At 64.0% G+C, this 24,388-nt stretch carries 19 protein-coding genes; 11 read left to right on the top strand and 8 right to left on the bottom strand.

Features of this window, described 5'->3' with window-relative positions:
• Nucleotides 1-79 precede the first annotated feature (79 nt).
• The 3 genes from OKB87_RS12215 to OKB87_RS12205 are packed head-to-tail and all read left to right on the top strand — an operon-like array spanning nucleotide 80 to nucleotide 3,912.
• On the top strand, nucleotides 80-1,444 hold the full coding sequence (locus OKB87_RS12215; RefSeq protein ID WP_168756080.1) for a sucrose-specific PTS transporter subunit IIBC: 1,365 nt from the start codon (nucleotides 80-82) through the stop codon (nucleotides 1,442-1,444).
• The gene (locus OKB87_RS12210) at nucleotides 1,444-2,859 is read left to right on the top strand and encodes a glycoside hydrolase family 32 protein (protein WP_168756081.1); all 1,416 of its coding nucleotides are present in this window, start codon (nucleotides 1,444-1,446) and stop codon (nucleotides 2,857-2,859) included. Before OKB87_RS12215 ends, OKB87_RS12210 begins: the two co-directional genes overlap by 1 nt.
• Nucleotides 2,860-2,886: 27 nt before the next feature.
• Nucleotides 2,887-3,912, top strand: a complete 1,026-nt coding sequence (locus tag OKB87_RS12205; RefSeq protein WP_168756082.1) for a substrate-binding domain-containing protein — start codon at nucleotides 2,887-2,889, stop codon at nucleotides 3,910-3,912.
• A 76-nt stretch (nucleotides 3,913-3,988) separates the two neighbouring features.
• Here OKB87_RS12205 and OKB87_RS12200 read toward each other — a convergent pair whose 3' ends face one another.
• The 3 genes from OKB87_RS12200 to OKB87_RS12190 form a co-directional block, all read right to left on the bottom strand.
• On the bottom strand, nucleotides 3,989-4,717 hold the full coding sequence (locus OKB87_RS12200; protein WP_024945078.1) for an MgtC/SapB family protein: 729 nt from the start codon (nucleotides 4,715-4,717) through the stop codon (nucleotides 3,989-3,991).
• A 203-nt stretch (nucleotides 4,718-4,920) separates the two neighbouring features.
• Nucleotides 4,921-5,295 (bottom strand): hypothetical protein, encoded by a 375-nt coding sequence (locus OKB87_RS12195; protein WP_029299609.1) that lies wholly within the window; start codon nucleotides 5,293-5,295, stop codon nucleotides 4,921-4,923.
• Nucleotides 5,296-5,711: 416 nt separating this feature from the next.
• Nucleotides 5,712-5,897, bottom strand: coding sequence for a YgaP family membrane protein (locus OKB87_RS12190; protein WP_039213421.1), 186 nt, complete (start codon nucleotides 5,895-5,897; stop codon nucleotides 5,712-5,714).
• Nucleotides 5,898-5,985: 88 nt separating this feature from the next.
• On the opposite strand from OKB87_RS12190, the gene OKB87_RS12185 reads away from it, so the two are divergent.
• The 5 genes from OKB87_RS12185 to OKB87_RS12165 are packed head-to-tail and all read left to right on the top strand — an operon-like array spanning nucleotide 5,986 to nucleotide 11,449.
• Nucleotides 5,986-6,303 carry an ArsR/SmtB family transcription factor gene (locus OKB87_RS12185; protein WP_168756083.1) on the top strand — a complete coding sequence of 106 codons (318 nt, stop codon included), beginning with the start codon at nucleotides 5,986-5,988 and terminating at the stop codon, nucleotides 6,301-6,303.
• Nucleotides 6,300-6,713 (top strand): YeeE/YedE family protein, encoded by a 414-nt coding sequence (locus OKB87_RS12180; protein ID WP_168756084.1) that lies wholly within the window; start codon nucleotides 6,300-6,302, stop codon nucleotides 6,711-6,713. The genes OKB87_RS12185 and OKB87_RS12180 overlap by 4 nt, the downstream gene beginning before the upstream one ends.
• 13 nt (nucleotides 6,714-6,726) lie before the next feature.
• Nucleotides 6,727-7,173 carry a YeeE/YedE family protein gene (locus OKB87_RS12175; protein ID WP_270827594.1) on the top strand — a complete coding sequence of 149 codons (447 nt, stop codon included), beginning with the start codon at nucleotides 6,727-6,729 and terminating at the stop codon, nucleotides 7,171-7,173.
• 36 nt (nucleotides 7,174-7,209) lie between these two features.
• Nucleotides 7,210-8,247: an efflux RND transporter periplasmic adaptor subunit gene (locus tag OKB87_RS12170; RefSeq protein ID WP_201355617.1), complete on the top strand. Its 1,038-nt coding sequence runs from the start codon at nucleotides 7,210-7,212 to the stop codon at nucleotides 8,245-8,247.
• Nucleotides 8,240-11,449 (top strand): efflux RND transporter permease subunit, encoded by a 3,210-nt coding sequence (locus OKB87_RS12165; RefSeq protein ID WP_270827593.1) that lies wholly within the window; start codon nucleotides 8,240-8,242, stop codon nucleotides 11,447-11,449. Before OKB87_RS12170 ends, OKB87_RS12165 begins: the two co-directional genes overlap by 8 nt.
• Nucleotides 11,450-11,509: 60 nt before the next feature.
• Here OKB87_RS12165 and OKB87_RS12160 read toward each other — a convergent pair whose 3' ends face one another.
• A complete protein-coding gene (locus tag OKB87_RS12160) occupies nucleotides 11,510-13,939 on the bottom strand; it encodes a diguanylate cyclase domain-containing protein (RefSeq protein ID WP_168756087.1) in 2,430 nt (809 codons plus the stop codon).
• Nucleotides 13,940-14,383: 444 nt separating this feature from the next.
• On the opposite strand from OKB87_RS12160, the gene OKB87_RS12155 reads away from it, so the two are divergent.
• The 3 genes from OKB87_RS12155 to OKB87_RS12145 all read left to right on the top strand — a co-directional run bounded on the left by OKB87_RS12155 (nucleotide 14,384) and on the right by OKB87_RS12145 (nucleotide 18,299).
• Nucleotides 14,384-15,400 carry a lipoate--protein ligase A gene (locus tag OKB87_RS12155; protein WP_168756088.1) on the top strand — a complete coding sequence of 339 codons (1,017 nt, stop codon included), beginning with the start codon at nucleotides 14,384-14,386 and terminating at the stop codon, nucleotides 15,398-15,400.
• Nucleotides 15,401-15,588: 188 nt separating this feature from the next.
• Complete coding sequence (locus OKB87_RS12150) at nucleotides 15,589-17,283, top strand: pyridoxal phosphate-dependent decarboxylase family protein (protein WP_270827592.1); 1,695 nt, start codon at nucleotides 15,589-15,591, stop codon at nucleotides 17,281-17,283.
• 227 nt (nucleotides 17,284-17,510) lie between these two features.
• Nucleotides 17,511-18,299 carry a hypothetical protein gene (locus OKB87_RS12145; RefSeq protein ID WP_201355620.1) on the top strand — a complete coding sequence of 263 codons (789 nt, stop codon included), beginning with the start codon at nucleotides 17,511-17,513 and terminating at the stop codon, nucleotides 18,297-18,299.
• Nucleotides 18,300-18,417: 118 nt separating this feature from the next.
• Here OKB87_RS12145 and OKB87_RS12140 read toward each other — a convergent pair whose 3' ends face one another.
• From OKB87_RS12140 to OKB87_RS12125, 4 genes are all read right to left on the bottom strand, one after another.
• On the bottom strand, nucleotides 18,418-18,780 hold the full coding sequence (locus tag OKB87_RS12140; RefSeq protein WP_270827590.1) for a copper-binding protein: 363 nt from the start codon (nucleotides 18,778-18,780) through the stop codon (nucleotides 18,418-18,420).
• 58 nt (nucleotides 18,781-18,838) lie between these two features.
• Entirely contained in the window at nucleotides 18,839-21,967 is a 3,129-nt protein-coding gene (locus OKB87_RS12135) for an efflux RND transporter permease subunit (protein ID WP_270827589.1), read from the bottom strand.
• A gap of 76 nt (nucleotides 21,968-22,043) precedes the next feature.
• On the bottom strand, nucleotides 22,044-23,576 hold the full coding sequence (locus OKB87_RS12130) for an efflux RND transporter periplasmic adaptor subunit (RefSeq protein WP_270827588.1): 1,533 nt from the start codon (nucleotides 23,574-23,576) through the stop codon (nucleotides 22,044-22,046).
• 282 nt (nucleotides 23,577-23,858) lie between these two features.
• Nucleotides 23,859-24,296, bottom strand: coding sequence for a hypothetical protein (locus OKB87_RS12125; protein WP_113994558.1), 438 nt, complete (start codon nucleotides 24,294-24,296; stop codon nucleotides 23,859-23,861).
• Nucleotides 24,297-24,388: the final 92 nt, after the last annotated feature.

Here is a 24,388-nt window from a genome sequence, read left to right as displayed (position 1 = left end):
CGGCTAGAAGCCCGGCTCGACAGCCCCTACTCTCATGTGACTAGGGCCCGCCAGTGTGGCGGGTCATAAGAGGAAGAATATGAATATCAGTGCGATAGCCAAGGATCTGGTGCCCCTGCTCGGGGGCAGGGAGAACATCGTCAGCGCCGCTCACTGTGCCACCCGGCTGCGGCTGGTGCTGGCGGACGACAGCAAGGTGAACAAGGCCGCCATCGACAAGCTGGAGGGGGTCAAGGGGTGCTTCAGCAACGCGGGCCAGATCCAGGTGATCTTCGGCACCGGCCTGGTCAACAAGGTCTATGCGGAGTTCGTGACGCTGACCGGCACCGGCTCCGCCAGCAAGGCGGAGCTGACCGACATGGCGACGGCCAAGCTCAACGTGGCCCAGCGGCTGGCGCGGACCCTCTCCAACATCTTCGTGCCGATCATTCCGGCCATCGTCGCCTCGGGTCTGCTGATGGGGCTGCTCGGCATGGTGCGCACCTACGGCTGGGTCAACGCCGACAGCGCCCTGTTTGTGATGCTCGACATGTTCAGTTCGGCGGCCTTCATCATTTTGCCGATCCTGATCGGCTTTACGGCGGCGCGGGAGTTTGGCGGCAATCCTTATCTGGGTGCGACCCTCGGCGGCATTCTCACCCACCCGGCGCTGACCAACGCCTGGGGGGTGGCCGGTGGCTTCAAGACCATGGACTTCTTCGGGCTGGACGTGGCCATGATCGGCTATCAGGGCACCGTCTTCCCGGTGCTGCTGGCGGTCTGGTTCATGTCCCACCTGGAGAAACAGCTGAGAAGGCGCATTCCGGACGCGCTGGATCTGATCCTCACCCCGTTTTTGACCGTCATCATCACCGGCTTCGTGGCGCTGCTCTTCATCGGCCCTGCCGGGCGGGTGCTGGGGGATGGCATCTCGTTCGGTTTGAGCGCTCTCTATGAGCAGGCAGGCTGGCTGGCGGGGCTGGTGTTCGGCGGCACCTATTCGCTGATCGTCATCACCGGCATCCACCACAGCTTCCACGCCATCGAGGCGGGGCTGCTGGCCAATCCGCAAATTGGCGTCAACTTCCTGCTGCCCATCTGGGCCATGGCCAACGTGGCCCAGGGCGGAGCCTGTCTTGCGGTCTACTTCAAGACTCGCGACGTCAAGATCAAGGCCATCACGGTGCCGGCGGCCATGTCCTGCCTGCTCGGCATCACCGAGGCGGCGATCTTCGGGGTCAACTTGCGCTACATCAAACCCTTCCTGGCCGGCCTGTTTGGCGGGGCTTGCGGCGGCGCCTACGTGGTGGCGGCCAAGGTGGGTATGACGGCGGTGGGGCTGACCGGCATTCCCGGCATGGCCATCGTCCAGCCCATGAGCCTCATTCACTACATTGTCGGGTTGGTGATCGCCTTTGGCGCCGCCTTCGCCGCCTCCTACCTGCTCAAGTACAAGGTGGAGTGATGAAGGACGTCGCATTGCTCAACCAGATTGTCCGATCGCTGCTGGCCGGACAGCTCAAGGCGGCGACCGATCCCCATCGGCCCCGCTGGCACCTGGCGGCCCCGGTGGGGCTGCTCAACGACCCCAACGGCTTTATCGAGCACGGCGGGCGCTACCACCTCTTCTACCAGTGGAATCCGCTCGGTTGCGAGCACCGCAACAAAAGCTGGGGCCATGTCAGCTCGACCGATCTGTTGCACTGGCAGCACGAACCGGTGGCGCTGCTGCCCACCGAGACCTATGAGAGCCACGGCTGCTACTCGGGCTCGGCGGTGAGCGACGAGCAGGGGCGCCTGACCCTCATCTACACCGGCAACGTCAAATACCCGGACGGCAGCCGCACCGCCTATCAGTGTCTGGCCCGTGCCGACGATGAGGGGGGCTTTGCCAAGCTGGGCCCCGTGCTGGAATTGCCTGAAGGCTACAGCGGCCATGTGCGCGACCCCAAGGTGTGGCACGACGGTCGGCAGTGGCTGATGGTGCTGGGGGCTCGCACCCTGGACGACAGGGGGGAGGTGCTGCTCTATCGCGGCGACGTGCTGGATGCCTGGACGTTGGTCGGCCCCGTCGCCGGCAGCGGGCGCGGGGGGCTCGGTGAGTTTGGTTATATGTGGGAGTGCCCGGATCTGTTTGCGCTTGGTGAGCGCCATGTGCTGATCAGCTGCCCGCAGGGGATTGCCCCTCGGGGAGAGAACTATCGCAACCTCTACCAGTGCGGCTGGCTGGCGGGCGACTTCGACGGCGAGCACTTCGCGCACGGGTCTTTCCACGAGCTGGACCGAGGCTTCGAGTTCTATGCCCCCCAGACCACCCAGGACAGCGAGGGGCGGCGCCTCTTGTTTGGCTGGCTGGGACTGCCCGAAGAGAGCGAGATGAGTCAGCCCACCATCCCCTATGGCTGGCTGCACCAGATGAGCTGCCCGCGGGAGCTGTTCTGGCAGGATGAGTGGCTCTGCCAGCGGCCGGTGGCAGAACTGGCGGCACTGAAGGGGGAGCAGACCCGCTTCGAGGGGGAGCTCGGTGAATTTCCGGGGCTGGCCATCGATTCGGCCTGGCTCGATCTGAGTTTGTGCGGCGAGGGAAGCCTCTGGTTTGGCGCCGTGGCCGAGCTATGCTGGCAGCCGGGGCGCCTGGTATTGCGCCGCCTGAACTGGCAGAGCGGAGAGTGGGAGGAGCGATGCTGTCCCTGGCAGGGGGGCGGCATCACCGTCTTGTGCGATGGCTCCAGTCTCGAGTGTTTCGTCGATGGCGGCCGCCATACCCTGTCGGCGCGCTACTTCCCGGGACCGGGGCCGCAACTTGCGCCGGGCAAACCGGTCGCGGGCGGCAAAATTTGCCTCGATCACTGGCCGCTGGCGGCCTGCCTAGTACAATAGCCCGGTGTCAGTTTGCCGGGAGGTCAGGTGGAGAAGAAGAAACGGATCACGATTGCCCAGATAGCCGAGTTGGCGGGGGTGTCCAAGGCGACCGCCAGTCTGGTGCTCAACGGCAAGAGTGCGGAGTACCGCATCGCCGATGACACCCGCAAGCGGATCCAGGCGGTGGCGGACGAGTGCTACTACCAGCCGAGCTTTCATGCCCGCGCCTTGCGCGAGACCCGCAGTTACACCTGGGGTCTGGTGATCCCCGACCTCACCAACTTCGGCTTTGCCAGCATCGCTCGTGCCCTCGAGGCCCACTGCCGGGAGGCGGGGATCCAGCTGCTCATCGCCTGCTCCGAGGATGATCCCACCCTGGAGCAGCGGGTGGTGGACAACCTCATCAGCCGCCAGGTGGACGGTCTCATCGTCGCCTCCAGCGGCCACAGCGACGATATCTATGCCCGCATTCACGACCGCCTGCCGGTGGTGCAGCTCGACCGCCACATCGGCGAGTCGCGCCTGCCCATGGTGATCTCCGATGCCTGCAAGGCCACCGCCGAGCTGGTGCAGGAGATGGCCGGCCAGTGCGGCGAGGAGATCTACTACTTCGGCGGCCTGCTGGATCTCTCCCCCAGCCGCCACCGGCTGGCGGGCTACGAGCTGGGGCTGCACCGCGCCGGGCTGGAGGCGGACCCGACCCGGGTGCGCCACCGCGACTACCAGCCAAGCTCGGGCTATCAGTTGATGGCCGAGCTGGTGGCCGAGCTAGGCGCGCCCCCCAAGGGGCTCTTCACTGCCTCCTTCACCCTGCTGGAGGGGGTGCTGCGCTACCTCAACGAGGCGGGGCTGATGGAGACGGGCATGCGGCTGTGTACCTTCGACGATCACGACCTGCTCGACTGCATCCCCATGCGCATCGACTCGGTGGCCCAGGATTGCCCGGCCCTGGCCCGGGCGACCTTCGAGCTGATGCAAAAGCTTATTGCGGGCAACCCGCCGCCCCAGACCGCCCAGGTGATCAATCCGCGCATTCGCTGGCGCAGTCAGCGGGCTGCCCGGGTCGCCTGAGCTCCCCGCATCCTGAAAAGCAAAAGCCCCGTCGGCAATGGCGGGGCTTTTGCGTTTTCAATGGCGGAGTCTGGTGTCAGTCGGTGGTACTGGCGCGCCAGAACACCTGCTTGATGTGGGGGTGGATGCCGAGCTTCACCATCAGGGCGTCGAGCTCGTCGCCATCGATGGAGGTGGCCAGCAGCACCGCGGAAATTTCCAGATCCCGCTCGCCGAAGGGCTCGATGTCGAGCTCGCTCAACGGGTAGTTGGCCTGCTCCAGCATCTCTTCCAGCCAGTGCAGCACCTCCTTCTGGTACTCGCGCTGGGTGAGGGCGGTCACCCGATAGGTTACCTCGGTGTCGGTGTTGTCCACCGGACGGCGGTTGATCTGGTTGACCAGCGGGCGCAGCAGGGTGTTGGCGGCCAGCACGAACAGGGCGCCGAGGATCGCCTCCATGGCCAGCCCGGCCCCGCTGGCGGCGCCGACCGCCGCCACGCCCCACAGGGTGGCCGCGGTGTTGATGCCGCGGATGTTGCCGGACTCGCGCATGATGACGCCGGCGCCGAGAAAGCCGATACCGGAGACGATGTAGGCCACCACGTGCACCACCCCATAGGTGCCGCCGTGCAGGTCATAGATGCGCTGGGCCAGGTTGACGAACAGGGCCGCGCCCACCGCCACCAGCACGTTGGTGCGCAGGCCCGCGGTGCGCTGGCGATACTGGCGCTCCAGTCCCACCAGGCTGCCCAGCACGAAGGCCAGCAGCAGGCTGGCCAGGGTGTCGAGCAGAGAGATCATGTCGAATTGCTGCCACATTCTCATGGCGTACTCCTTCTGTTGCAGATGGCCTTTCTGAAGACGGGCGAGGGGACGGTACCCCCGCCAACGGCCCCGTGCGTGCAGGCCATGAGTTGACGAGAAACACGCACGAGGCGCCCGGCCCGTCCATCCAGGATGGCGGGCAGGGCGGTGAAACGGATTGAAAGGGGCCAGCATGGCTGGCCCCGGATATCAGTCGTGCACGATCAATTGAGCACGAGTTCGGGGTCGCGGCGGGGATGCAGCTCCCAGCGAACCGGGTGATGGACCCCCACCTGATGCACGAACTGCACCAGATAGCGACGCTGGGGCGGGGTGCAGTGCAGGTTGAGCACCAGCTCCCGCCCGCCGCTGCGACCGGGTCGCAGGGACTGCAGGGGTTGCAGGCCCGCCGGTTGCAGGGTGTGGTTCACCAGATCCAGCACCTGCTCCATGTCGGCCCGATCCTCGCAACGGATCTGCAGCCGGTAGTGGTGCTGGCGCCGTTTGCCACGCAGCCAGAGCGGCAGCAAGCCGCGGCCCAGTCTGCTCAGCAGGGGGTGAGTCCGGTTGGATACGGACAGAGTTGAAATAAAACGCATAGCAGCCTCCTTGTGGGAAGCAGAAACTATGCAGGCAAGGTGTCATGGCAAAGCCAGGTCACCTGACGTCAAGTGTAAAAAAGAGAAGAGGGGAGTGGATTTCCGCTTCTCGCAGGGCTGCGAGCATGCGGCAGAGGAAGACCTGCGGCTAGCTCGCGACCCGGGTACCGACGACGAGGGTCGGTCTACAACTGTCACTTGATGAGTTGCCCACTGATGGTCTCCGCTGTTGATTGACGGCCTGATGGTACTCATCCAGAGCGGTGAGGTAAAGCCTCATCACCCTTTCAGCAACATTTAGATACAAGTTTGTCAATAATCGGGGCCGGCTGGCTACCGCCAGGACGATGAAAGGGCGGTGAGCTCCCTCACCGCCCTCGTTCCATCTTCTGCTCTCCCCCTCGTTACCCGTCACGCTATTTCAGCCCCAGCCGCTTGAGGAGCATCGCGGCCGGACAGAAACCGGTGAAGGCGCTCTGGATCAGATTGACCCCGACAAAGACGCTCAGCCAGACAAAGCCAGGGTGTACCCAGGCGGTGAGCAGCAGCGAGAGCAGCAACATGCAGCCCGCGACGACTCTGACCCCGTTATCTACCGTCATGACCTTCTCCCTAGTTAATTTAGATGTTGCTAATTTAGTGTCGCTTTATACAATAGAACCAAATATCAGCAATTGCTAATTTACTTCCATGAGCCAATTCGACGAGATGAACAGACACGCGACAGCCGCCGCCTCCCTGCTCAAGGCGCTGGCTCATCCCGAGCGGCTGCTGGTGCTCTGCCAGCTGGTGGAGGGGGAGAAGGGGGTCGGGGAGTTGCTGGCTCACAGCCAGCTCGGTCAGTCGGCTTTCTCCCAGCAACTGTCGGTATTGAAGCGCCAGGGTCTTATCCGCTCGCGCAAGGTCTCCCAGCAGATCTACTACTCGCTGGTGAGCGAGGCCGCCATCGATGTGCTGGCGGCGCTGCAAACCCATTTTTGTCACTCAGAAAATAAGGAATTTCGATGATGGAAAGCCAATGGCTGCTCTCTCTGGGCGGCGGCGTGCTGGTGGGGCTCGCGGCCCTGATCCTGATGCTGTTCAACGGCCGGGTGGCCGGGATCAGCGGCATTCTGGCCGGTGCGCTGCAACACAGGGCACCCTGGCGGCTGCTCTTCTTGCTGGGACTGGGGGCGGGGGCCTGGCTTGCACTGAGCCTGGGTTGGGCCAGCATGCCCGCATTCAGCGCCCTGCCCGGTTGGCCACTGGTGCTGCTGGCCGGGTTGCTGGTCGGCATCGGCACCCGCCTTGGCAATGGCTGCACCAGCGGCCACGGCATCTGCGGCATGGGGCGGCTCTCCCTGCGCTCCATCGTCGCCACCCTCACCTTTATGGCGGCCGGCTTTATCACCGTCTTCGTCACTCATCATCTGTTGTAAGGGGCTGATCGCCATGAAGTTGTTGACAAGTTTGCTCGCGGGTCTGCTGTTTGGTCTGGGTCTTGCCATCTCCGGCATGATAGATCCGGCCCGGGTCATCGGGTTTCTCGACCTGGCGGGTCACTGGGATCCCAGCCTGGCGTTCGTGATGGGCGGAGCACTGCTGGCGTTCATGCCGGGTTACTTCCTGCTGGTCAAACCGCTCAAGCGCAGTCTGCTGGGGGAACCCATGGCCAGCGTGCCGGCCCCCAAACTGGATCGCCGCCTCATCGGGGGCTCGGCCCTGTTCGGCATTGGCTGGGGGCTGGCGGGGATCTGCCCAGGGCCAGGCTTGAGTCTCATTTCCAGCGGCCAGCCCATGGTACCGTTGTTTGTCGCCGCCATGGTGGCCGGGATTTTGCTTGTTGATCGGGTTTGGGTGAAGGTGCGGGAGAAGCGCTGCCACCCCCGCTCGGCCTGAATGGATTGCCCCTGCTGTCGGGGAAGGAGGAATATCATGGAACAGATCCGCGTGCTGGGGGCCACCATGCTGGCCGTGGTCTCCGCTCTTGTCTCTCCTATGACATGGTCTGCCGAGGCGACTGGTGATGCGACCCTGACCCTTGCCCCCCGTCAGGTGACCGACTGGCTCACCCTGGATGGCACCGTCAGTGCCATCCATCAGGGGACGGTGGCGGCCCAGACCAGCGGCCGGGTCTCCCGCATGCTGGTGGATGTGAACGATGAGGTAGTGGCCGGGCAGCCCCTGCTGGAGATCAGCGGCAAGGAGCAGTTTGCCGCCGTCACGGGTGCCCAGGCGCGATTGGCGCGAGCACAGGCCCAGCAGGTGGAGGCAGAGCGCCAGCTCGCCCGCTTTCAGGCGCTGATCGCCAAAGGGGTGATCACCCGCGCCCAGCTCGACAGTGCCCAAGCGACTGACCGGGCCGCCCGTGCCGAGGTGAACGCCGCCGAGGCTGCTCTCACCCAGGCTCGGGAAGCCTACGGTTATACCCGCATTCTGGCCCCTTACGCCGGGGTGGTGACCAAGCGGCTGGTGGAGTTGGGGGAGACGGTAGCACCCGGCACGCCGCTGCTCTCCGGCTTTTCCCTTGATGCGCTGCGGGTGGAGGTAGATCTGCCCCAATCTGCGCTCGCCCTCGCCAGTCAGCCTGCAGATGTGCAGGTGCTGCTGCCGGATGGCAACACCGTTACCCCCCTCAAACTGACCCGCTTCAACTATGCCGACAGCCAGAGCCACGCCTTCAGGCTGCGCCTCGACCTGCCGCCGCAAACCGCCGGGGTGCTGCCCGGCATGTGGCTCAAGGTACAGCTCAAACAGGGCGAACGTCAGCTGTTGCAGGTGCCGGAGCAGGCCCTGCTCAGGCAGGGTGAGTTCAGCGGTCTCTACCTCAAACAGGGGGATGGCTGGGCGCTGACGCCAGTGCGGGTGGGTCACTGTCAGGTGGGGCAGTGCGACATTCTGGCGGGCGTCCAGAGCGGCGATCAGGTAGCGGCGGATGGCTGGGCGCGCCAGCAGGCGGTGGCCCATGAGTAACGAGCTGAACGGCAACAAGGAGAGGCTGGGGCCTGCCGGTCGGCTGGCGGCACTGTTTCAGGGCTCGGCCATCACTCCGCTGCTGGCGTTGGTGGGGCTGTTGCTCGGCCTGTTTGCAGTGCTGGTGACCCCCAAGGAGGAGGAGCCGCAAATCGATGTCACCTTCGCCGATGTCTATATCCCCTTTCCGGGCGCCACTCCGGCAGAGGTGGAATCCCTCGTCACCACCCCTGCCGAGCAGGTGGTCTCCCAGATAAAGGGAATTGATACTCTCTACTCTTTTTCTCAACCCGATGGCGCCCTGCTGGTGGTGGTGTTCAAGGTGGGGGTGAGCCGCGAACAGGCCATCGTCGATCTCAACAACCAGCTCGACTCCCACCGCGACTGGTTGCCACTGGGGATCGGGGTCGGTCAGCCACTGGTAAAACCTCGGGGGATCGATGATGTCCCCATCGTCAGTCTCACCTTATGGAGCAAAGAGTGGAATAAAGAGGGGAGCAAGCAACTGGGGGCCGCCGAGCTGACCCGGGTTGCCCACGAGCTGGAGACCGAGCTCAAGCGACTGCCCGGCGCCCGCGATATCTACAGCCTGGGAGGCCAGCGTGCCGTGCTGCGGGTGATGCCGGATCCGGCGGCCCTCAGCGCCCACGGCATCAGCTGGGGCGAGCTGAGCCAGCGACTTGCCGCCGCCAATCAGGCGGGCCCGACACAGGCCATTGAGCAAGACAACAGTGAGATCAAGGTGCAGGTGGGGCAGTTCCTGCAAAGCGAGCAGCAGGCCCGCGAGCTGGTGGTGGGGTTGCACGATGGCAAGCCGGTTTATCTGGGGGATGTGGCGAGCGTGTCGCTCGGGGAGGAGACCCCGGTGCAGCGCAGCTGGATGGGGCAGGGGCAAGCCAGTTATCCGGCGGTGACGCTGGCAATCGGCAAGCAGCCGGGCCAGAACGCGGTCGAGGTGGCCAAGCGGGTGGAAGCGCGGGTCGAGAGCCTCAAGAATCGACTCATCCCTGCTGGCGTCGAGGTGACGGTGACCCGTGACTACGGCGTCACCGCCGAGACCAAATCCAACACCCTGATCGGCAAGCTGATTTTTGCCACCACGGCGGTGGTGCTGCTGGTACTGGTGAGCATGGGCTGGCGCGAGGCGCTGGTAGTGGGCGTTGCCATCGTCATTACCCTGGCGCTTACCCTGTTTGCCAGCTGGGCGTGGGGCTTTACACTCAACCGGGTGTCGCTGTTTGCGCTGATCTTCTCCATCGGCATTCTGGTGGATGACGCCATAGTCGTGGTGGAGAACATCCACCGCCATCGCGGTCTGGGCAAGGGTTCTCTCAAGGAGCTTATCCCGGGGGCGGTAGACGAGGTGGGGGGGCCGACCATACTGGCGACCCTGACCGTGATCGCGGCCCTGCTGCCGATGGCCTTTGTCAGCGGCCTGATGGGCCCCTACATGAGCCCCATCCCCATCAATGCCAGCATGGGGATGCTTATCTCCCTGCTGGTTGCCTTTATCTTCTCACCCTGGCTGGCGAGTCATTTGCTCAAGGGTGAGATGCACGGTGCCCACGGCGAGGCCAAGGCAGGCCTCTTCCAGCGGCTGATGACCCCTTTCCTGATGGGCGCTGGTGCCAGGAGGGCCAGACACCAGCTCTGGCTGGCCATCCTGCTGCTGGTCGCGGGCGCCGCCGCCATGCCCATGGTGCAGTGGGTGGTGCTCAAGATGCTCCCTTTCGACAACAAGTCGGAATTCCAGCTGGTGCTCGACATGCCGGAGGGGGCGACCCTGGAGCAGACCGAGCGCACCCTGCTGGCGGTCGGGCGAGAGCTCGCCAAGGTGCCGGAGGTGAAGGATTACCAGATCTACGCCGGCACCGCGGCCCCCATCAACTTCAACGGGCTGGTGCGTCACTACTTTATTCGCAGTGGTGCCAACGTGGGGGATATTCAGGTCAATCTGGTGGACAAGCATGAGCGCCATCGCAGCAGTCACCAGATTGCCCAGTCGGTACGGGCGCCGCTGCAGGCCATCGCCAGCGCGGCGGGGGGCAACCTGAAAGTGGTGGAGGTGCCGCCCGGCCCGCCGGTCTGGTCACCCATCGTTGCCGAGGTGTATGGCCCGACACCGGCCGCTCGCGAAGCGGCCGCGCGCGCCGTACAGGCCCGTTTTGTGGCCACGGCGGATCTGGTGGATGTGGATATCTATCTGACCGACCCGCAACCCAAGTGGCGGCTGGTGGTGGATCGCAGCAAGGCGGCCCGCTTCGGGGTTGATCTCGGCGACCTGGTGGCGACCCTCAACGGGGGCGTGGGCTATCAGGATGCCAGCTGGCTGCAGGGGCACGGCGCCAAGTATCCGGTGCCGATCCGCATCGAACTGGCCCCCGGCGACAAACGGGATCTGGCGGGCGTGCTGGCGCTCAAGGTGCGCAGCCAGAGCGGCCAGCTCATCCGGGTATCCGAGCTGGTGAGCCGCCGCGATGAGGTGGCCCCCAGCTATATCATGCACAAGAACATGCAGCCCATGGTGATGGTGGTGGCCGACATGGGCGGCCACACCGACAGCCCGCTCTACGGCATGTTTGCCGCTGGCGCCGATATCGAGCTGCCCCAGTATTACGTGCAGCAGCCCGACAAGCTGGGGGAGGTGGCGCTGTTGTGGGACGGGGAGTGGAAGGTCACCTACGAGACCTTCCGCGACATGGGGATTGCCTACGGGGTGGGGATGATCCTCATCTACCTGCTGGTGGTGGCCCAGTTCCGCTCCTATCTGGTGCCGCTCATCATCATGGCCCCCATTCCGCTCACCCTCATCGGGGTGATGCCGGGCCACGCCCTGCTGGGGGCCCAGTTTACCGCTACCTCGATGATCGGGATGATCGCGCTCGCCGGGATCATAGTGCGCAACAGCATCCTGCTGGTGGACTTTATCGAACAGCTGCGGGCGAGTGGCGTGGTGTTCGAGCAGGCGGTGATTGCGGCGGCGCAGGTACGGGCCAAACCCATCCTGCTGACCGCGCTGGCGGCGATGATCGGGGCCCTGTTTATCCTCGATGATCCCATCTTCAACGGGCTGGCCATCAGCCTGATTTTCGGGATCCTGGTCTCCACCCTGCTCACCCTGGTGGTGATCCCGCTGCTCTACTACAGCCTGATGTCGCGCCCTGGGGTCGCGATCGCGGCAGACCAGTCGGGCGCACAATGACAGAAGGGCCACCTCGGTGGCCCTTCTCGTTTCACACGTTCAGGTGGCTGGGGCGCTGGGTCAGCGTCCTTTCATCAGCGGGAAGTAGCGCCGGTCGGCCTGGCTCATGTGGCCGACGACCAGCTCCTGAATGATGAAGTTGAGCAACTCGTCGTTGCCCAGGGTGCCCGCCCTGGCGGCGGTCATCAGCTGGCTGGCTTTTTGCAGCAACAGCTGGTGGTCTTGCTGGTGGCTGGCCAGCTCCGGATAGCCGAGTTCGGCCAGCATCTGCTCTTCAAAGGCGAAGTGGTGGCGGGCCACGTCGAACAGGCTCTCCATGCACTCCAGGAACAGGGCCGGGTGCTCCTGGTGATCCTTCATGTGTTCCAGCAGCCGGTTGGTCAGCACGAACAGCTGACGATGCTCGGCATCGATACGGGGATGGCCGCATTCGTGGCTGCTCTGCCACACCAGCGAGCCCTGCTCCGGATCCAGCCCGGCGGTGAACAGACAGACCCGGCCCCGTCCTCTGCCCTTGGCCTGATACATGGCCTGATCGGCGTGGTGCATCAGGGTCTTGGGGTCGGTGCCGTGCTCCGGATAGAGCGCCACCCCTATGCTGCTGGAGATGCGCAGCTCCTGCTCCTCGTCGATACGAAACGGATGGCGCAGGCTCTGGTGCAGATGGTCGGCCACCGCCAGCGCCTCGTCCCCGGTATCGGGCAGCAGGATCACGAATTCGTCCCCTCCCAGCCGTGCCACCAGATCCCGCTCCCGCACGCAGTGGCGCATCCGTTCGGCCACCATGTTGAGCAGCACGTCGCCGGTCTCATGGCCGAAGGTGTCGTTAATCGGCTTGAAGTGGTCGAGATCGATGAACAGCAGGGCCAGCTGCGCTTCGCCCTCCATAGCCTCCTTCAACCGCTGCTGCAGCAGCCGGCGGTTGGGCAGGTTGGTGAGGGGATCGTAGAAGGCGAGCCGGCGCATCATCTCCTCGCGGGCGGCCCGCTCTGTGATGTCACGGGTCACCCCCAGAATCGCCTCCGGCTCCCCCTGCTCGTTGCCGTGCAGGGTGGTGACCGTTTCGGTGGCCACCAGATGTCCCTCTTTGTGACGCAGCTGGGTACGAATGACGCAGCGGGTCTGCTCGTGGTCGCCGCGTTGCCAGGCGGCGAGGGAACCGCTCAGCTCGGCGCGCAGCTGCTTTCTGGATGTCTCCGGAATCAGCTGCCTGATGGGGAGGGTCAGCACGTCGATCGCCTCGTAACCGCTGAGCGGCAAGATGGCCGGGCTGACATAGCGAAAGCGCAGGGTGGCGGTGTCCATGGTCCAGATGACGTCGGCGCTGTTCTCTGCCACGAAGCGGTAGTGCTGCTCGCTCTGGGCCAGCTCGCGGGTGAGCCGCTGGCGGTCGCGCGCCTCCTGGCGCAGGCGCAGGTAGAGGTAGCAGAAAATGCCGAGCAGGGTCAGCAGGGAGAAGGTCACCAGCATGGCCACCGCCACGCTCTTGTCGAGCAGTTGGCGTTGCTGGCGGATCCGCTCCCGATCTGGGTTGTAGAGAAAGTGTTCCAGATCGGGCAGGGCCGAGAGCAGGCCGGCCTCGAGGTAGCTTCTGGCGATCTGTTGCCAGCGCTCCGGCTGCATGTAACCGGGCTCGACCAGATCTGGCTGCATCAGCTCCCGGGTGGCGCTGGCTTCGAACTCCAGCTGCTCGCGGCCATAACCGCTCGGGTACTGCTCCATGATCCAGTTGATCATCTCGGCCGGGTTTTCCATGGCATAGCGCCACCCCTTGAGGCTCGCCTGCTGGAAGGCGTAGACCCGCTCCGGCCGGTTGTTCAGCTCGCGCTCCGAGGTGAACAGGTTGTCACCGTAGAAATCGAAGTCGATGCTGCGGGGGGAGAACACCCGGTAGGGGATCCCCATCCGGGCCAGATAGAAGGGCTCGGTGGTGCTGTAGGCACTGATGGCGTCCACCTGGCCGGCGAGCAGCGCCTTCAGCCCCTGTTCATAAGGCAGCTTGCTCCAGCTGCCCGGCGCGGCATGGCGATTGAGGTAGATCTGCAGCTCCTGGGAGCCGGGCTCCAGCATCAGCCGTTTGCCCGCCAGATCCGCCGGTTGGCGAATGTCGGGCCGCTCCAGAGTGAGCAGCACCAGCGGGGAATGCTGCAGCATGGAGGCCAGCACCACGACCTGCTGGCCACTGGCGCGCGCCAGCAGCAGATCGCTGCCGCTGACCCCGTACTGGGCATTGCCCGACATCACCTCGTTGACCACATTGGTGCCGGTGACGGCGGGTCGCAGGGTGACATCCAGCCCGGCATCTCGATAGAAGCCTCTGGCCTGGGCCGCGTAATAACCGGCAAACTGGAACTGATGTTGCCAGGGCAGTTGCACCACTATCTTGTCCACTGCCTTGGATGGCAGGGAGAAAAGGGTGCAAAACATCGCTGAACCAAGCATTGGCAGATACCAGCGCAGGCGATGAAGGGAGGAATTTACGACACTCATACTCATTCCTCTCGGGAGACGGGGGTCAGTCCTAGAGTCAAACAATTCCTTGTTGCCCGCAAGGGGGCGAAAGGGCGCTGGAATGGGGCATACATGACAGAAAAAAAGATTTCTGTGTTACTCATCACGTTTGGCTTTCCTGCTCGGTATTTTTGGCAATTATGTGAATAATTACGGAGCCATATGACCAATAAAAACGGTCGCATTTTAATCGTATTTGCCAGTCGTTTACCTCAATATCAGTAAGTGATTACTTAATTTTCAGCGCAATGCGTCAGCCTGTGTCGCCGTATCAACGGATACATTCATGTTGCTGTCAGATTGTGTCGATCTTTTATTTGTTGCGTTATCGGTCAGTAACGAGCCGAAACAGGCAGAAGGGGGCCGGATCCTGTCGACCCCGGTGTTATGATAGCGACTCTTCCATCCCGATGAGGCCTTCTCATGTCCCGATTGCGTCTGTTGCTGTCCGACTCTCACGACCCCCTGTTCAACCTGGCGGTGGAGGAGTGCATCTTCCGTCAGATGGATCCGAACCAGCGGGTGCTGTTCCTGTGGCGCAACGCCAATACCGTGGTGATCGGCCGGGCCCAGAACCCCTGGAAGGAGTGCAACACCCGCCGCATGGAGGAGGACGGGGTGACGCTGGCCAGGCGCAGCAGCGGCGGCGGCGCCGTGTTTCACGACCTGGGCAACAGCTGCTTCACCTTCATGGCGGGCAAGCCGGAGTATGACAAGAGTATCTCCACTGCCATCGTGCTGGACGCGCTCACGCGGCTCGGGGTCGAGGCTTTCGCCTCCGGGCGCAACGATCTGCTGGTGGCGACCCCGGACGGGGAGCGCAAGGTGTCGGGCTCGGCCTATCGGGAGACCCATGATCGCGGCTTTCACCACGGCACCCTGCTGCTGGACGCAGACCTCGGCCGGCTCGCCAACTACCTCAATCCCGACCCCAAGAAGCTGGCGGCCAAGGGCATCAGCTCGGTACGCAGCCGGGTGGCCAACCTCTGCGAGCTGCTGCCGGGCATCGATCACCAACAGGTGAGCGAGGCGCTGCAGGAGGCCTTCTTCAGCCACTATGGCGAGCGGGTGCAGCCCGAGCATATCTCCCCTGAGCAGATGCCCGACCTGCCCGGCTTTGCCGATACCTTCGCCCGCCAGCGCAGCTGGGAGTGGAACTTCGGCCATGCCCCGGCCTTCAGCCATCAGCTGGACGAGCGCTTCGGCTGGGGCGGGGTGGAGCTGCACTTCGACGTGGAGAAGGGGGTGATCGGGCGGGCGCAGATCTTCAGCGACAGCCTGGATCCGGCGCCGCTTGATGCGCTGGCCGCGCGGCTGCCCGGCACGGCCTACCGCGCCGATGCCCTTGACGATCTGCTGCGCCAGTGGCGCAGTGAGTTTGCGGCCCGGGAGATCGAGCTGGAGGAGCTTTCTCGCTGGTTGCTGGCGGCGCTGCGCTGACGTTTTTCTCGCCGATAGGGCGGGTGGATCACAAAATCAAAAGAGGCGCCCGAAAGGCGCCTTTTTGCCAGCCGCCGTCCGCCCTCATACATGACAAAAAGTAGGGGAGGCCATTAGATATTGTCGCTGTTTCAAACGGTGATCCGGGGGTATAAGGACTGCACATTTGCTGTACTAATGGTATAAAAATGAGTGACTTGGTCTATTTGAAAGATGAAGGCGTCAACGCCATCCACCCCGAATTCAAACGTCGTTTTGCCACAGTCAAAGCCAATTTCTTCTCGCGCAACCCCGATCTCTGGCCGGTCTTTCGAGAACCCGGTTTTGCCACCCTAAACGAGTTTCGTGCCCGTGGCCTGGCCCCGGCGGCGCGGCTCAATGCCTGGCCGGATGGCCGCGCCCGCCTCGCCGACTTGTGCGAGACCATGCCGGTGCCGGCCACCATGCGCACCCCGGGCGAGCCCATGGCCGAGCTGCTGTTTGCCAGCGCCCTGTCCAAAGACTGGGAGAACCCCTCCAGCGTCGAGAACGTCATCACCATGTCGGCGGATCCCGCCATTTACGGCGCCCAGATGGGCATTCTGGCCAACCCCAACCTGGTCTACTCCGAGTATGCCGGGGTGGCCGAGGAGCTGGAGAAGAAGGTGGTGCGCCAGATAGCGCTGCTGGTAGGTTACGATCCGGCCCGCGCCACCGGCATCTTCACCCAAGGCGGCACCTTCTGTAACCTCTACGGCTACCTGCTCGGCATCCGCAAGAGCCTGCCGGAGGCCAAGCACAAGGGGCTCGGCCACTATCAGGACTACCGCATCATCAACTCCCAGGGCGGTCACTACTCCAACATCACCAACCTCTCCCTGCTCGGAGTCGACATCGAGAACAAGACCATTCGCATCCAGGTCGGCGAGAACAACGACATCGATCTCGACCACCTGGAGCGCACCCTGACCGCCTGCTTCGCTCTCAAGCACGTGGTGCCCACCATCATGCTCACCATGGGCACCACCGACACCTTCGGGGTGGACCAGGTGAAACCCGTGGTCGAGCTGCGGGATCGGCTCTGCGAGCGGTTCGAGGTGGCGGTCAAGCCGCACATCCACGTCGATGCCGCCATCGGCTGGTCGATGATCTTCTTCCTGGACTACGACTTTGCCGCCAACCCGCTGGCCATCAACAGCGCCACCCTGGCGGGGATCGAGCGCAACGTGAGCCGCTTCGCCGAGCTCAAATACGCCGACTCCTTCACCGTCGACTTCCAGAAGTGGGGTTATGTGCCCTACACCTCCAGCTTGGTGATGATCAAGGAGCAGGATGACCTCAAGGCGATGGAAAACGACCCGGAGAACTTCTCCTATTTTGAGCGGGATATTCAGGGCCAGACCCACCTGCAGTCCACCATCGAGTGCTCCCGCGGGGCGAGCGGCCTGTTTGGTGCCTATGCGGCGCTCAACTACCTGGGGGTGGAGGGTTATCGCACCGTGCTGGCCCACTGCCTGCAAAACGCCAACTACTTCCGCTTCCGGTTAAGCCAGCTTGGCAACGTCAAGCTGGTGGCCCAGGAGAACCAGGGGCCGAGCGTGGGCTTCAAGATTTACAACCCCGAGTGGGTGCAGGACCCCGACGCCGAGTTTGCCTTCGAGCTGGCGCGCAGCCCGGATGCGGCCTACAAGGCGCGCTTGCAGCGCAACACCGACTACCACCGCAGCCTGTTTACCGGGCGTGGCAAGGTGGGGCTCTACACCAACTGGGTGGAGGCCATCGCTCACTCCGACTATGACGCCCGCGGCAAGTACTCCTACATCGCCGGGGAGAAGGCGGTGTTCATGAACCCGGCCTGCGGCCGCGAACAGATCGACGCCTTTATCGATCATATCCGCGGCTGATGGTGCGGCAGTGACGGGGCGCAGGCGGGTTTCCCCCTGCGCCCTGCTTTTTGATACGCCAAGCAATTGAATCAAAAGGGCTTGCTTGCGAATGGCCCGGGAAGTGTGAGGCGCTGCACGTTGCGCCTCTCTGTTTCCCTTTCTGACTTTTATCCCCCTGTTTTTTCCGTACGGTATGGACTCCAACGGGTTGATTTTCAGCCCTGGACATCAACAAAGGAGTCGTTATGGACAAGCACAGACGCAGAGTCACCCTGGGGCTGTTGAGTACCCCCCTGGTCGCTACCCTCGCCGGCTGCAACAGCAGCAATGACAGCCAGGGGAGTGCGGCGGATTTTCGCACCACCCTGACCGACCGGCTGAGCGCTGAGCTGCACGACGAGCAGACGGCCCGCCAGCTGGCCCCCTTCATCGAGGAGGCCTGCTTCAACATGACCCCGTCCCGGGTCGCCATCGACCAGGCCCACTGCGTCATCGCCTTTGCCTTCGGCAACCGCCCCAACGCCTCGGGCAACCCGGATGAACTGGCCGAGCCCGGCCCCATGAACGAGGCGCTGGCCGCCTGCTGCGCGGCCCTCTATCGGCAAAAGCCGGTGCCCATGTACGTGCAATGGGAGATCGCCCGCTTCCTCGACTCGGCCCGCTATCCCGATATTCCGGCCCGGGATGTCATCTCCATCGAGCCTTACTGGGATGATGCGGGCAAGCTGGTCTACCTCAGCACGGACGGGGTGGTGGAGGCCATCGTCAGGGATTACGCCGGTGGAGAGGCTGCCGCCCTCGGCACGGCGGCCGTCATCGGTCACCGCGACCACGTCAAACGCTGCATCATCACCTGCCGTGCCCGCAAGGTGGCGAGCCATGCCCCGGAGGGGATCGAACTGCCCGTCTGGTATGACGAGCAATCCGATCAACCCTGGACCCGTCGCCGCGACCTCTATGTATTGCAGGACATGTCTGTTCAGTTGCTCGGGATAGCTCAGGCGAATATCGCTCAGGCTTATCCGAACGGCTGAGGAGGCCGCTCGGCGGATGGTGCCGTAGCGGATAGTGCAGTAGCGGATGGTGCAGTAGATAGCGCAGTAAAAGAAAACGGCGGGATGATCCCGCCGTCTTTTATTGAAATGACTCTGCTCACTGTTTCTGGATGGCGGTCACGGTGAGCTTGCCGGCCGGGTTCTCGGCGTGAAAGCGCACCGCATCTCCCACTTTCAGATCTTTGAGCAGGGCCGGATCGGCCACCCGAAACACCATGGTCATGGCGGGCATCTTGAGGTTGTCGATCGCCTCGTGCTTGATGCCGACCTTGCCGTTGGCCGCGTCAATGCGGCTGATGACCCCCTGGGTCATCGCCATCTCGCCCATCTCGTTCATGCCTTCCATCTGGCTCATCTGGCCCATGTCGTGGCCGGCATGGTTCATCATCTCCTCGGCCTGCAGGCCGGTGTGGGCGGCAAGGCCAAGCAGCAGGGTCAGGGTCAGCGTCTTGTAGTTCATGGTGTTTCCTCGTCGTTGATTCAGATTCTTGGTTGTCAAAAAGGGGGCTATCACCGGGTTAGCCGGCGGGTTGGTGCTCGGTCGCGCCCAGGTGCCGGCTGCGCCACAGGTAGTAGGCGGCGGGCAGCACCAGCAGGGTCAGCACCAGCGCGCTCACCATGCCGCCAATCATGGGGGCGGCGATGCGCTGCATCACCTCGGAGCCGGTGCCGTGGCTCCACATGATGGGCAGAAGGCCGGCGATGATGGTCACCACCGTCATCATCTTGGGGCGCAGGCGCAGGGCGGCGCCGTGGATCACCGCCTGGTGCAGGCCCGCCTGGTCCGGCTTGCCGCTGGCCACGAGGTCATCCCAGGCGTGGTTGAGGTAGACCAGCATCAAGACGCCGGTCTCCACCGCCACCCCGGCCAGGGCGATAAAGCCCACTCCGACTGCCACCGAGAGGTTGAAGTCGAGCAGCCAGAGGGTCCAGATCCCGCCCACCACCGCCAGCGGCAGGGTGGTGAGAATGAGCAGCACCTCCTGGAAGCGGCGAAACGCCAGATAGAGCAGCAGCACTATGATGGCGACCGTGAGCGGCACCACGTAGGCGAGGCGCGCCTTGGCCCGCTCCATGTATTCGAACTGACCGGACCAGGTGAGGGCGTAGCCCGCCGGCAACACCAGCTGCTTGTCCACCTCGGCCTTGGCCTGTGCCACGAAAGAGCCGATATCGCGGCCGCGAATATCGACGTAGACCCAGCCGTTGAGGCGCGCGTTTTCACTGCGCAGCATGGGGGCCTCGTCGCTGATGTAGACCCGGGCCACGTCCGCCAGCGCGATGCGCGCACCGCTCGGGGTCACCAGCGGCAGCAGCTCCAGGCTCGCCACCGAATCGCGATAGCTCTGGGGGTAGCGCAGGTTGATGGGGTAGCGCTCGCGCCCCTCGATGGTCTGGCCCACCTCCATGCCGCCCACCGCGGTGGCGAGCACCGCCTGCACGTCGGCGATATTGAGGCCGTAACGGGCCGCCTTGAGCCGATCGATATCCACCTTGACGTAGCGGCCACCGGCCACCCGCTCGGCGTAGACCGATGAGGCGCCCTCCACCTTGCCGACGATCTGTTCCAGCTGCTGGCCGAGCTGCTGGATCACCTTGAGATCGGGCCCGGCTATCTTGATGCCGACCGGGGTCTTGATGCCGGTGGCCAGCATGTCGATGCGGGTCTTGATGGGGGGTACCCAGGCGTTGGTGAGGCCGGGGAAGCGGATGAGGGAGTCGAGCTCCTCTTTCAGCTTCTCCGGGGTCATGCCGGGGCGCCACTGGTTGCGGGGCTTGAGCTGGATGCTGGTCTCCATCATCACCAGATCGGCGGGGTCGGTGGCCGATTCGGCGCGGCCCGCCTTGCCGAACACGTTCTGCACCTCGGGCACGGTACGAATGAGCTTGTCGGTCTGCTGCAAAATCTCCCGTGCCTTGCCCACCGAGATATTGGCTGCTGTGGTGGGCATGTACATGATGTCCCCCTCATCCAGCGGCGGTATGAACTCGGAGCCCAGGTACTTGAGCGGCCAGAAGCCCGCCACCGTCACCACGGCGGCGATGGCCAGGGTTGTTTTCGGACGGGCCAGCACGGCCTTGAGCAGCGGTACATAGCCCTGGCTCAGCCAGCGGTTGAGCGGATTGGCCTGCTCCGCCAGCACCTTGCCACGGATGAAGTAGCCCATGATCACCGGCACCAGGGTGATGGCGAGCCCGGCCGCCGCCGCCATGGCGTAGGTCTTGGTGTAGGCGAGGGGGTGGAACATCCGCCCCTCCTGCGCCTCCAGCGCGAACACCGGCAGGAAGCTGATGGTGATGATCAGCAGGGAGAAGAAGATGGCGGGCCCCACTTCTATGCTCGCCTCGGTGATGATGCGCCAGCGGTTCTTGTCGGTGAGCGCCTCCCGCTCCATGTGCTTGTGGACGTTCTCGATCATCACGATGGCACCGTCCACCATGGCGCCGATGGCGATGGCGATACCGCCGAGCGACATGATGTTGGCGTTGATCCCCTGCAGGTGCATGACAATAAAGGCGGTTAGGATGGCGATGGGCAAGGAGATGACCACCACCAGGGATGAGCGCAGGTGGAACAGGAAGGCGAGGCAGACCAGCACCACCACCGCGAACTCCTCCACCAGCTTGCCGGAGAGGTTGTCGATGGCGCGTTGGATAAGGTCGGAGCGATCGTAGACGGTGACGACCTCGACCCCCTCTGGCAGGCTGCTTTTCAGCTGGGCGAGCCGCGCCTTGACCCCGTCGATGGTGTGCTGGGCATTCTCGCCGTAGCGCATGACGATGATGCCGCCCACCACTTCCCCTTCGCCGTTGAGCTCGGCCAGGCCGCGCCGGCTCTGGGGTCCGGTGACCACATCCGCCACGTCGCCCAGCAGCAGCGGGGCGCCGCGCACAGTGGTGCCGAGCGGGATCTGCTTCAGATCATCGACGCTTTTCAGATAGCCGTTGGAGCGCACCATGTACTCCGCTTCCGCCATCTCGATGACGGAGGCGCCGGTCTCCTGATTGCCCTGCTTGATGGCGGTCTCGATAAGGGAGAGCGGGATGCCGTAGGCGCGCAGCTTGTCCGGATCGACCCGCACCTGATACTGACGCACCATGCCGCCCACGGTGGCGACTTCGGAGACCCCCTCCACCGTCTGCAACTCGTACTTGAGGAACCAGTTCTGCAGGGAGGTGAGCTGGCTGAGGTCATGCTTGCCAGTTCTGTCCACCAGCGCGTACTGATAGACCCAGCCCACCCCGGTGGCATCGGGGCCGAGCTGGGGACGGGCGGAGGCGGGCAGGTTGGGCGCGACCTGGCTCAAATACTCCAGCACCCGGGCGCGGGCCCAGTAGAGGTCGGTGTTGTCGTCAAACAGCACATAGACGAAGGAGTCGCCGAAGAAGGAGTAGCCGCGCACCGTGGTCGCGCCCGGCACCGCCAGCATGGCGGTGGTGAGCGGGTAGGTGACCTGATCCTCCACTACCTGAGGCGCCTGGCCCGGATAGGCCGTCTTGATGATCACCTGCACGTCGGAGAGATCCGGCAGGGCGTCTACCGGGGTCTGTTTGACCGACCAGAGCCCCCAGGCGGTGAGCATGACAGTGAGCAGCAGCACCAAAAAGCGATTGCCCACGGACCAGCGAATGATGGAAGGGATCATGATCTGGCTCCTCCCTCTTGGCGTGGCGTGAACGGCAGGACATGGTCGCTAGTAAAGCGGCAAGGTATCGATGGGATCATGACTTCTTCTCCATCTCGGGCATCGCCATCTGATGCTGGCTATGATCCATGCCTTCCATCTTGCCCATCTCATCCGTTGCGGGCTTGGTGGTATCGCCGTTTGCCGGCGCTTGCTCCTGATGGATGGTGGTGATGCGGTACTCATCCCCCTCCTGCATCACCTGCAGATGAAGGGTCTGTCCCTCGGCCAGCTTGCTGATGTCGACCCCATCCGCCACGGTGAACTCCATCTCCATGGCGGGCCACTGCCACTCGGGGATGGGCTGGTGGGAGACCATCAGGGTACGGTTGGCCAGATCGATGCTTTCAACTTCGCCCTGGGTCCACACCTGGGCGGGGCGTACCGCAGTCATGCGCTGGAAGTCCGAATCGATGGCCGATTCGGAGTCGAGCAGGAACTGGGCCGAGCTGACGATGCTGTCCCCCGCTTCAACTCCCTCTTTGATGGCGACCTTGTCGCCAAACTGGGGGCCCAGGGTGACGGCCACCGACTTGAAGCTGCCATCCCCCAGCGCCAGCACCAGCCTGTCCTGGCTGCCGGTGCGGATCACCGCTTCGCTCGGTACCACCAGCCGGGGTTCGCCCTGCCCGGTGCGAATGCTCACCTTGGCGAACATATTGGGTTTCAGGAACTCGTCCGGGTTGGCGAAGCGCAGCCGCACCTTGAGGGTGCGGGTGGCGGCATCCAGGGTCGGGTAGAGGTAATCCACCTTACCTTGCCAACTGCGACCGGGGGCGTAGTCCAGGGTCATGGTGACCGGATCGCCCACCTTCAGCTGGGCCGCCTGGCGCTCGAACACCTCGGCGCTCACCCACACCTGCTTGAGAGTGCTGATGTTAAAGAGCGCCGCGGCGGGCTCCACATACTGGCCCTCGCGCACCTTCAGCTCGGAAACATAACCGCTGCTCGGGGCGTAGATGCGCACCGTCTCCTGCACCTGGCGGCTGCGCTTGAGGGCCGCAATCTGATCCGCCGGCACCTGCAAGGATTTGAGCTTGCCCTCGGCGGCGCGCAGCAGCAGCGGATTGGCGGTGTTGAGAGCGAGCAGATACTCGTGCTGGGCGTTGACCAGATCCGGGGCGTAGAGCTCATAAATCAGGTTGCCCTTGCTCACCTGCTGCCCCTCGCTCTTGATGGCGAGGGTGCGGATCCAGCCCGCCATGCGGGCGTTGACCGCCTCCAGCCTGTCCTCGTCATAACCGACGTAACCCACCGTCTCGATCTGCTGGTGGATGGGGAGCGTCTCCACCTTGGCGAGCCGCACCCCCAGGTTCTGCTGGATCTCGGGGCTGATGGTGACGGTGCCCGGCGAGCCGCCCTGTTTTTCCTCATAGACGGGGATGAAGTCCATCCCCATGTTGTCCTTGGCGGGGGCATCGCGCTTGTCGCGCGGATCCATGGGGTTGACCCAGTAGAGCGGCGTCTTCTCCTTGGCTGCAGTGCCAGTTGTGGTCTGTTTGGCGGCCCAGTAGCCGCCACCGGCGCCGAGGGCCAGCAGCAGGGCGGACATCAACAGTGTCTTGTTCATGACAAGCCTCCGGCGCGCGGGAGGCGAAGGGGCGACTGGTACGGCCGCGTGCAGGCAGACCGGATAACGGGGGTGGATGGCATGGTATCTCTTCTCTTCTGTCAGGCCGTCGGTGTGGTGGTGTGCGCGGGCTGGGCATCACCACGAGGCGGCAAACGGGGCGCAACTGTGTCAGCGCGCACGGCTCCCTGCGAGCGGGCGGTTTAGCAAGGGCGCAGGGTCAGGCAAGGCGGCAGAAAACGGGCAAGCCGAGGCTTGCTGTTGCCGCGAGAGAAGAGCTTTCTAGTGGCGCAGCACCGACAACATCAGGTGTCGGCGCGGCCAGGAGGGAGGGTGGGTGCCGCGGGATCGCAGGAAGGGATCCCGCAACCAGTTGTCCAGCCCGCTGCTCGCCGTCCCGAGGGGCAGCAGCAACAGCGGCAGCGCGAGCAGGGTCAGTAGGGCGGCCAGCAGCGGCAGGCCGGGAGTGCCGGTCGAGGTGAGCCCGCCGTGCATCTGGCACTCCTGGCTGGCGGCATCTTGCGCTCCCGCATCCGGGCTTGCCCCGTGGCAGGAGAGCCCCTGCATGGCACTATCGCTCATGGCCTGATTGCCGTGAGTCATGGCGGCGTTGAGGGCATCCACCCCGTGCCAGCCGATGCAGAGGGTGAGATTGCAGACGAGCATCAGCCCCAGCAACAGCCGGGCAATGCGTTCGATGGGCAATCTCGCTACGAGCATGGGGGAAAATCCTGACAATGACTGGGGGCACTGTAAACCTTACCTTGAGAGCAAGGTCAAGGTATGTGGGCAGCGGGATGCTGGCCGCGTGA

This window comes from Aeromonas sp. Y318-1, from assembly GCF_027706125.1.
Taxonomy (GTDB): domain Bacteria; phylum Pseudomonadota; class Gammaproteobacteria; order Enterobacterales; family Aeromonadaceae; genus Aeromonas; species Aeromonas hydrophila.
Note: the sequence above shows the minus strand (reverse complement) of the source record. Positions and strands in the feature narration are given on the sequence as shown.